General features: G+C 36.7%; 6 protein-coding genes and 1 CRISPR repeat array. All 6 genes read left to right on the forward strand.

Annotated elements, in window-relative coordinates; all coding sequences use genetic code 11:
- The first annotated feature begins 402 nt into the window (after nucleotides 1-402).
- The 6 genes from cas1f to cas6f are packed head-to-tail and all read left to right on the forward strand — an operon-like array spanning nucleotide 403 to nucleotide 8,560.
- Complete coding sequence (gene cas1f, locus M2R48_RS21530; RefSeq protein WP_262087682.1) at nucleotides 403-1,368, forward strand: type I-F CRISPR-associated endonuclease Cas1f; 966 nt, start codon at nucleotides 403-405, stop codon at nucleotides 1,366-1,368.
- Entirely contained in the window at nucleotides 1,365-4,754 is a 3,390-nt protein-coding gene (gene cas3f / locus M2R48_RS21535; RefSeq protein ID WP_262087677.1) for a type I-F CRISPR-associated helicase Cas3f, read from the forward strand. The genes cas1f and cas3f overlap by 4 nt, the downstream gene beginning before the upstream one ends.
- A gap of 14 nt (nucleotides 4,755-4,768) precedes the next feature.
- On the forward strand, nucleotides 4,769-6,028 hold the full coding sequence (gene csy1 / locus M2R48_RS21540) for a type I-F CRISPR-associated protein Csy1 (RefSeq protein ID WP_262087678.1): 1,260 nt from the start codon (nucleotides 4,769-4,771) through the stop codon (nucleotides 6,026-6,028).
- Nucleotides 6,028-6,912: a type I-F CRISPR-associated protein Csy2 gene (gene csy2, locus M2R48_RS21545; protein ID WP_262087679.1), complete on the forward strand. Its 885-nt coding sequence runs from the start codon at nucleotides 6,028-6,030 to the stop codon at nucleotides 6,910-6,912. Before csy1 ends, csy2 begins: the two co-directional genes overlap by 1 nt.
- A 26-nt stretch (nucleotides 6,913-6,938) precedes the next feature.
- Nucleotides 6,939-7,952, forward strand: coding sequence for a type I-F CRISPR-associated protein Csy3 (gene csy3, locus M2R48_RS21550; protein WP_262087680.1), 1,014 nt, complete (start codon nucleotides 6,939-6,941; stop codon nucleotides 7,950-7,952).
- 2 nt (nucleotides 7,953-7,954) lie between these two features.
- Nucleotides 7,955-8,560 carry a type I-F CRISPR-associated endoribonuclease Cas6/Csy4 gene (cas6f, locus tag M2R48_RS21555; RefSeq protein ID WP_262087681.1) on the forward strand — a complete coding sequence of 202 codons (606 nt, stop codon included), beginning with the start codon at nucleotides 7,955-7,957 and terminating at the stop codon, nucleotides 8,558-8,560.
- A 131-nt stretch (nucleotides 8,561-8,691) separates the two neighbouring features.
- Nucleotides 8,692-10,219: a CRISPR direct-repeat array (repeat unit 28 nt; unit sequence GTTCACTGCCACATAGGCAGCTTAGAAA).
- The last annotated feature ends 56 nt before the right edge of the window (nucleotides 10,220-10,275 follow it).

Here is a 10,275-nt window from a genome sequence, read left to right on the forward strand (position 1 = left end):
TAGGTGTTTAGGTGTTTAGGTGTTTAGGTGTTTAGGTGTTTAGGTGTTTAGGTGTTTAGGTGTTTAGGTGTTTAGGTGTTTAGGTGTTTAGGTGTTTAGGTGTTTAGGTGTTTAGGTGTTTAGGTGTTTAGGTGTTAAGTGGAAGGTTGTTAAGCAGTATTTAATGGTTATACTATTGTGATCTATATTGGGGCGGTAAATATAAAACACCACCAATGATTATTTATAAATAAAAATACATTTAATTGAAGGTTGTTATAAATGTTAATAAAATTATATATTTAGTTATATTTATTTATTGAAAAAACACGACATAATATGTCGTTTAAAATAAAAAGACATTGGAAAATTTGAGTGATTCAGTTAAATTGGTTCTATAAAAACTTTATGACTACTAATAATATGGAACAACTCAACCCATCAGACTTAAAAGCTATTTTACATTCAAAAAGAGCAAACCTTTATTATTTAGAACATGCACGAGTGATGCAAAAAGATGGCCGTGTTTTATATCTAACCGAAGCAAAAAATGAAAATCAGTATTGGAATATTCCCATCGCTAATACAACGGTGATTTTATTGGGAACCGGAACTTCGATCACACAGGCTGCAATGCGAATGTTAGCAAGTGCAGGGGTATTGGTTGGTTTCTGTGGCGGTGGCGGTACGCCTTTATTTTCAGGTAGTGAAGTGGAGTGGTTAACGCCACAAAGTGAATACCGGCCAACCGAATATATACAAGGTTGGATGAGCTTTTGGTTTGATGAAAAGAAGCGTTTAGATGTGGCCAAACAGTTTCAGTTTGCGCGGATTGAATTCATCCGTAAAGTTTGGGCAAAAGATCGAGACTTACAGGCAGAAGGGTTTTATTTAGATGATCAGGATATTCAGCAGGCTTTAAGTGGTTTTGAAAAGAAAATTCCCAATATGAGCAAAGTCGGGGATTTACTTCTAGCAGAAGCGCAGACCACCAAACAGCTTTATAAAATTGCTGCAACTCGTTGCAAACTCAAATTTGAGCGAAATGCTGAATATGGTGATTTAGCCAACGACTTCCTCAATCATGGTAATTATTTAGCCTATGGTTTGGCTGCAACAACGCTTTGGGTTTTAGGAATTCCCCACGGTTTTGCTGTGATGCATGGTAAAACTCGGCGAGGTGCTTTGGTTTTTGATATCGCAGATTTAATCAAAGATGCTGTGGTGTTGCCATGGGCATTTATTTGTGCCAAAGAAGGTTTTAAGGAGCAAGACTTTAGAGCTTTGCTGTTGCAGAAACTTACCGAGCACAAGTGTCTGGATTGGATGTTTGATCAGGTGAAATTGCAAGCTTGCAAAAATCATGATGAAAAGGATGAAGCATTATGATCGTAACCTTCATTTCCCAATGTGAAAAGAAAGCACTTTCTCGAACGCGTCGTGTACTGGATGCATTTGCTGACCGAATTGGTGATAACACTTGGCAAACGGTGATTACCGAAGATGGTTTAATTGCAGTAAAAAAACTGCTTAGAAAAACAGTGACTAAAAATACAGCGGTGTCTTGTCATTGGATTCGAGGGCGACGTCGAAGTGAGCTGTTGTGGATTGTTGGGAATAGAAATAAGTTTAATGGACAGGGTATTGTTCCTGTAAACACGACCAAAAAAAGCCTTGCTCAAAATAAATGGGAAAATGACTGGCATTATTTGCCTTTAATTAAAGCATTAGTGGCTGTGTCTGCCTTATTACATGATTGGGGGAAGGCAACGGTTTTATTTCAAAAAAAATTATTGGAAAAAAATAATCAGTTTAAAGGTGATCCTTTACGGCATGAGTGGATTTCATGTCTATTGCTAAATGCTTTAGTGCATTCATCTGGCAATATTGAGTCCGATGAAGCATGGCTGAAATTATTGATACAACAAAGTTGGGACGAAGAACTTCTTAAACAAACGATTAGCAAAAACTCAGATCAATCTAAAGTTTTGGATCAACTTCCGCCTTTAGCACAATTGGTTGCATGGTTGATTGTATCGCATCACCGTTTACCTGCGTTAAAAGAAGAACAACGACGCAAAGAATATACTGAAGTTAATAAAGATACGATTACAAGTTTATTTAAAAGCATTAAAGCAGATTGGGGATATCAAAATAAATTTGATGAAGATGACTATAAACAGCGATTAAAACTCTGTTTCGAGTTTGATCAAGGGTTATTAAGTCAGTCTACTGAATGGACAAAGCAAATCAAAAAATGGTCAGCACGTTTATTACAAGCATCTGATGCCACAGAACAAATTTTTGCAGATGGAAGTTGGCGGGTCATTTTACATCATACCCGATTGTGTCTCATGTTAGGTGATCACTATTATTCATCTTGTAATGCTGATAAAAATTGGAAAACCAATTTATTGTTAATTGCCAATACTGATCCAAAAACTAAACAAGCCAAACAATTTTTAGATGAGCATCTAGTTCGGGTGAGTGACAATGCTATGCGAGTCACGCAAGCATTAAGTCGTTTGGCAGATGAGATGGAACCAGCTTATGATATTCAAAAATTAAGAAAGAAGAGTCCTCAAGGTTTTGAATGGCAAGACCAAGCAGTAAAGGGCATTCAGCAATTTATTCAAAAAAATGAAAGTGCTGCAAATCAAGGCTGGTTTATTGTCAACATGGCGAGTACGGGTAAGGGTAAAACTATTGCCAACGCTAAAATTATGCAAGCCTTATCTAAAGATGCTCAATCATTACGTTATATTCTAGCTTTAGGACTACGGACATTAACTTTACAAACAGGTGATTCTTACCGCCAAGATATTGGTTTAAGTCATGATGAGCTTGCGGTTTTAATTGGCTCAAAAGCCGTTCAGGAATTGCATCATCAAAATACAAAAGAACATCCTCAAGATGAATTTCATACTGTAGAAGAAATAGGTTCAGAATCATTAGAAGCTTTATTGGACAATGAATTGAATTATGAATCTATGCCACAAGCTGACTTTATGAATGCATTATTTCCACAACATCAGGAGGAACGAAATAAAGCCTTTTTATATAAGCCTGTTTTAGTCTGTACGATAGACCATATTATGGCTGCTACAGAAACCAAACGTGGTGGAAAATATATTTTACCGAGTTTAAGGCTTTCATCTTCCGATCTGGTGATTGATGAAGTCGATGATTTTAATGGTCAAGACTTAATTGCAATAGCTCGGCTTATACATTTAGCTGGAATGTTAGGTCGAAAAGTGATGATTTCTTCAGCAACGATTCCACCTGCTTTGGCTGAAGGTTTTTTTAATGCATATCAGCAAGGTTGGGCCTTATATTGTGCATTTAAGAAATTAAAGAATGTAGATACTGTTACGATGTGGGTCGATGAGTTTAAAACACAAATTCAAACAGTTGATTTAGCTCAGCAAAAAGAGGCAATACAACAATATAAAAATGCACATGATCGCTTTGTTGAACTTCGTGCAGCTGCTTTAAGTAAACAAATAATTAAGCACAAAGCTTATCTTGTTGATTGCTCAGATCTTGTTGCAGAAAAAGTAATCCAGCGTATAGATCAAAGTTTACAAGCTGAATATTTTAAACGGATTCAACAGAATGTTGAACATTTACACCATGACCATCACAGTATAGATGTTAAAACTGGAAAAAAAGTTTCTTTCGGTGTCATACGAGTTGCCAATATTTCCCCATGTGTTGCTTTAACTCGATCTTTGCTTAAGACCGAATGGTCACAAGGTATTACGCCTCGTGTGATGGCATACCATAGCCGTCAAGTTTTATTGTTACGCAGTAAACAAGAACAACATTTAGATCATATTTTAAAACGTAAAGAAAAAGCAGGAGAACAAGCAGCTGCATTTTCAGATGAGGTGATTCGTCAACATTTAGATTCGACGACTGATGAAAATGTCATTTTTATCTTGGTTGCCACACCTGTGGAAGAGGTGGGACGAGATCATGATTTTGATTGGGCAATTGTTGAACCCTCTTCTTATCGCTCGATTATCCAATTGTCTGGACGAGTTTTACGACATCGCAAACGAGATGTAGACATTCAAAAACCAAACATTGCCTTATTGCAATATAACTTAAAAGGCTTGCACCGAGCTAAAGTTGCCTTTGAGAAACCTGGCTTTGAAGTTAATTCTGCTAAAGGAAACTTTATATTAGAAACAAAAAATTTATCAGAATTAATTGATCCTGAACATTTACAGCAAATTAATGCCATTCCAAGAATCAAAGCAAATCAGCCACTACAATCTATAAAAAAATTGGCAGATTTAGAGCATGCTGTTATGGCAGATGCCTTAACTTCATATAACAAAGTCGGAGCAAAACCACTCAATGCTTGGTTAACACAAAAATGGTTTTTAACAGCTTTACCCCAGCAATTTAATCCGTTTAGGCAAAGTTCAGCCAATATTCAGCTTTTTGCAATCTGGAAAAATCACAAGCTTATATTTTGTGAAAAAGATGATTTTGGGAGGTATATTGATCGAAGTGGTTTATACAAGATTCGCGAGATTGACTATTCTAAATTGAGTGAATTAGAACAACAACGATTATGGTTGAGTCGAGATTATCACGACATCTTACGTCGTTTAGCACTTGATAAATTTCCTGAAAATGAAGATATTGAGGAAAAGATAGAAAGATTATCAGAGCGTTATGGGGAGATTGTGCTGCCCGAATATGACGAAGATAAGCAACTTATATATTCAGAACAGTTTGGACTTGTTGTTTTAGATCAATAATTAAAGAGGGAAGCATGACAGAACATATTCATCATTTTTTAAATGAACGAAAAGATCTTTGGTTGAAAGACCGTTTAAAAAAAGCAGAAAGTGAAACTGTAATTGCAGAATTACAACGTCAAGCAGATGATAGATTTAGTTTGAAAGTGTGGTTACCTGACGCAGCAAAACGTGTTGCGCAGCTTTTTATGGTCAGTCATCCAAGTAAATTTAGTCATCCAAGCGCAAAAACGTCAAGTGTTATTGCTCAAGCGAAACAGCAGAATGATGGTTATTTACGCAGCGGAAATGTGAACTATTCATTCGATGTATTTGGCAATGCGGCTGCAATGGACGTATTTAAATTTTTATCTTTACCGCTGACAGAAAAACTTACGGTATTAGAAGGCTTTGAACAACAAGATGAAAATTTAAAAAAGCTGCTTATGGATGATAATTTAGATTTTGAGTCATTCAGCGCAGCATTTTTAAAAATAAAGGCAACAGATACATCAGTAAAAACTGATCACTTAGTGAAGCAGGTTTATTTTCCCATTGATCAGGATGAATACCATTTATTGTCGATCTTAACACCATCAGGATTGGTGACTAGATTAAAGCAAACAATAGATGAAATACGTTTTTCAGAGGCAACTAAACAAGCCAAAGAATTTCGTAAGAAAAATGAGCATCATACAGAGGGATACGCCGATATTTATGAGCTTACAGTAACTGCGTATGGCGGCACACAACCTCAAAATGTCAGTGTTTTAAACAGTCAAAATGCAGGGCGAGCTTATTTATTGTCTAGTTGCCCGCCTATTTTTGAAAAGCGTAAGGTCAAACTGCCTAATAAAGACTTTTTTAAACAGTGCCTTTATCGGAAAAATTTTACTAGTGAATTTAATGAGTTGAAAAAAAATATTCATGCTAGTGATAAAGAGCTAAGTATAAATAATAGACACACCCGCAAAAAAATAAAAAGGTTATTGCAACAAATTATTGAAGAAATTTTATTCAATGCATTTTGTATTCGTAAAAATTTAAGAGGTTGGACCGAAAGGGAAAATTATCAGAATTTAATTTTAGAGCAAAAGATTTGGCTTGATGATTTGAATTTTGAGAAAAGAGAAATCGAGAGTGAGTGGCGTGACGAAATTGCTCGAAGAATAGCGAAATGGATATTAGATAGTTACGAAGATTTTTTAGGTTCAAAAATGTTTGGTAGTCCTGAACTTATAGAATTAAAAACTATTGTTGTCGAAGCGTTAGATGAAGATAAGGAGTATTTTTAATGCGTCATTTTTTATTGATTCCTCATTTAAAGCTTCACAATGCCAATGCAATGAGTAGTCCTTATACCATTGGATTTCCCGCGATGACGGCTTGGCTGGGTGCAGTCCATGCCTTGCAGCGTAAGTTAAAAAGTAAAAACTATGACATTTCTTTAAACAAAGTGGCGGTGAGTTGTCATGACTTTAATTTGCAAACCTATAAAGGGCGAGGAGATTTTGTTCATTCGATCGTAGCTACAGCGAATCCTTTAGATAAAGATGGTAGTAGACCAGCTTTTATTGAAGAAGCGCGTTGTCATTTGGAGGTATCTCTTTTAATTGAATGTCAAAGTATAAATCCAGATGAAAAAGAACAATTTTTAGAGGATGTTTATAAGCTTATTTGTAGTATGAAGTTTGCCAGTGGAGATGTTTTAGATGTTAAAAACTGCCAAATACTGCAATTTGATGAAGATGAACATCAGGATCGGGAATTAAAGCCAATTTTAAATAAATTGATGCTTGGACATGTGCTGATTGAGCGTCGAGATTTAGTGATCGAAAGTATGAATGAAGGTAAAAATGCTTTGGATGCTGTTTTAGATTATTTAAAAGTCACACACAGTTCTGAGGTTGATGATGACGATAAAGTGACATGGGCATCAAAACGAAAAGTACAGGGGTGGTTGGTTCCAATTGCCGTAGGCTTTCAGGGAATTTCTAATTTGGGGCTAGCAAAAAATCAGCGTGATGCCAGTACACCACATCGTTTTGCTGAAAGTGTTCTCACATTAGGCGAATTTGTAATGCCTTATCGTATAGAACATATTGATCAATTGTTATGGCAATATCATGTTGACTTAGAAAACAATTTATATCTTTGCCAAAACATCACAACAAACTAATTTGATATCAAAAAGAGGAAAAACTCATGGCTAAAAATGAAAAAGCGGTTGCAAGTGTGCTCGCATTTGAAAAGAAACTTGTCCCATCTGATGGTTATCTCTATGGTACGAGTTGGGAGAAACGCACTGAACAAACAGCATTAAAACTAATCGAAAAATCAGTGCGAGGGACAATTTCAAATCGCTTAAAACCCGCTGTAGCAAGTGATCCATTAAAATTAAATGCAGAAGTTGAAAAGGCAAATTTACAAAAAGTAGATGCATGTGCTTTAGGTGAAAATCAAGATACTCTAAAAGTTTCATTCACACTTAAAGTTTTAGGTGGTGTTGAAAATCCATCTGCTTGTAATAACGAAAGTTTTTTAAATTCATATCAAGCTGCTGCTAAAAATTATATTGAGCAATATGGCTTTAACGAGCTCGCTAAACGTTATGCATTAAATATAGCAAATGCGCGTTTTTTATGGCGTAACCGTGTAGGCGCTGAAAAAGTTGAAGTTGTTGTAACGATTAATGATCAACCTGCGATTACATTTAATGCATTAGCATATCCATTAAATGATTTTGATCAAGTGGATGAAAAAGTACAAGTTTTAGCAGATCAGATTGCAAAGGCATTAAAAGGTGAAACACCTTATTTATTGATTAAAGTTGATGCTTATGCACTGGTGGGTAAAGCTCAGGAAGTTTATCCAAGTGAAGAGTTAGTACTAGATAAAGGTAAGGGAGACAAAAGTAAAATTCTTTATCAGGTTAATGATGTTGCAGCAATGCATTCTCAAAAAATAGGGAATGCATTGCGTACTATTGATACGTGGTACCCTGAATTTGATGAGAAAAAAACGGCAATTGCAATTGAACCATATGGAGCCGTAACCAATCTTGGAAAAGCTTACCGTACACCAAAAGACAAAAAAGACTTTTTTACCTTGTTCGATAAATACGCTTTAGGTGAGTCTTTAGAAAATACAGAGCAAGAACATTATGTTATGGCTGTTTTAGTTCGTGGTGGTGTATTTGGTCAAAGTGCTAAGGACTAATAATGAAATGTTATCAAGAAATCACACTGATTGATCAGGCTGAGATTTCGCCATATTTTCTTTGGTCAAAAATCTATACTCAGCTGCATATCGCTTTTGCTGAACAGATGGATGAGCAACAAAAGATCCCTTTTGGTGTATCTTTTCCCCAGTATGTTTACGAGAAGATAGAAGGCAGTAAACCTCGTATTGGTAAAAAAATACGCATATTTGCCCAATCAGAAGCAGCGCTGGAAAAGTTGAATATAAGAAAATGGTTAGATCGACTTCCTGATTATGTGCATATCACAGGTGTACGTCCCGTTCCTGAAAAAGTAACGGGTTACGCAGTTTATAAACGTAAGCAAGTTAAAACCAACGCTGAACGTTTGGCTCGCCATCGAGTGAAAAGAGGGGATATTGGTTTTGACGAAGCATTGAGCCGTTATCTTCAAGTAGTGACAACAACTGATTTGCCTTATGTACAGATGCTAAGTTTAAGTACATCGGATGAACAAGATAAAAAGCGTTTTAAGCTATTTATAGAAAAGCAAATCACTAAAAAATCTGAAACTCAGGTTTTTAGTACATATGGGTTAAGTTCTGTGTCTACAGTACCTGAGTTTTAACCCAATATTTTTTCACTCTTTAACAGTTTAATAAAATCAATAAGTTATGATTGTGGGTCAAAACTTTGGTCTTTTATAGGTTTTTAGTCTTAACTCACTGTTATAACTTTATTTTTTGTTTTAAAATTATTGTTCACTGCCACATAGGCAGCTTAGAAACACACAACAAAACAAAATTAACGTGAACGCTCGTTCACTGCCACATAGGCAGCTTAGAAAATCTATCGAATGGGAGTGAATGGATTCATTTTGTTCACTGCCACATAGGCAGCTTAGAAAAGTGAATCACGCATAAAGATAAAATCTGATTTGTTCACTGCCACATAGGCAGCTTAGAAAAGCAACAAAACCTTGGAATTTAGCCCAATAATGTTCACTGCCACATAGGCAGCTTAGAAATCCTCAATCAGAACCGACTTTTTTGGGGTTATGTTCACTGCCACATAGGCAGCTTAGAAAATCGATCCCTGCGCCTTTTCCTGCTGCGCTAAGTTCACTGCCACATAGGCAGCTTAGAAAAACCAATCAACAGCAAATAGATGCGGTTCTATGTTCACTGCCACATAGGCAGCTTAGAAAACAGCTCAGTGAAACAATCTGAGGAAAATCAAGTTCACTGCCACATAGGCAGCTTAGAAAGAGCAGGGCAATCACAAGTTGTAAGTTTTATCGTTCACTGCCACATAGGCAGCTTAGAAACATAACCTGTTTGAATGATCGATACATGAATTGTTCACTGCCACATAGGCAGCTTAGAAAACACATTTTAATGATTTGATCGGCAGCCTTTGGTTCACTGCCACATAGGCAGCTTAGAAATTGAATTGCCTCAACTAGCGCTTCGCCCACATGTTCACTGCCACATAGGCAGCTTAGAAATTATCGAAATACTCACTAAAAAAATTATTAAAGTTCACTGCCACATAGGCAGCTTAGAAATAAACGGATTTCACCAAACTCACCTTGTGGAGGTTCACTGCCACATAGGCAGCTTAGAAAAACAAGCGATTTATAAGTTGCTTGTTGTTGTTGTTCACTGCCACATAGGCAGCTTAGAAAAGTAAAATCCCAATCGAAAATCAGTTCAGCTTGTTCACTGCCACATAGGCAGCTTAGAAAATAAGTTGTTTTAACTTCTGTCATGCCTTTTTGTTCACTGCCACATAGGCAGCTTAGAAAAGTACCAGGGCGAAGCCGGGTTTTCGCTGCAGGTTCACTGCCACATAGGCAGCTTAGAAAATTCGGTACTGTAGAAACTGATATTTCACCTAGTTCACTGCCACATAGGCAGCTTAGAAATTATGCAACTGACAAAGCTGGTAACAAAGAGGGTTCACTGCCACATAGGCAGCTTAGAAATGTGAAAGTTGGAGATAAAATTGAAGAATTAAGTTCACTGCCACATAGGCAGCTTAGAAAATTACAAGCGTAACAGGGATGCATCTGTTTATGTTCACTGCCACATAGGCAGCTTAGAAATGGATACTGTTGGACATAATTCTGCGCATAGTGTTCACTGCCACATAGGCAGCTTAGAAATTGGGAAGCGGTAGAAGAACATCACATCGATCGTTCACTGCCACATAGGCAGCTTAGAAAATGCGCTTGGCGTCCAAGCTGATATAGTTGAGGTTCACTGCCACATAGGCAGCTTAGAAATTGGCAACCATTACGACCACATGTGTCTTCTTGTTCACTGCCACATAGGCAGCTTA

The sequence above is a fragment of the Acinetobacter sp. I-MWF genome (genome assembly GCF_025433935.1).
GTDB lineage: Bacteria > Pseudomonadota > Gammaproteobacteria > Pseudomonadales > Moraxellaceae > Acinetobacter > Acinetobacter guillouiae.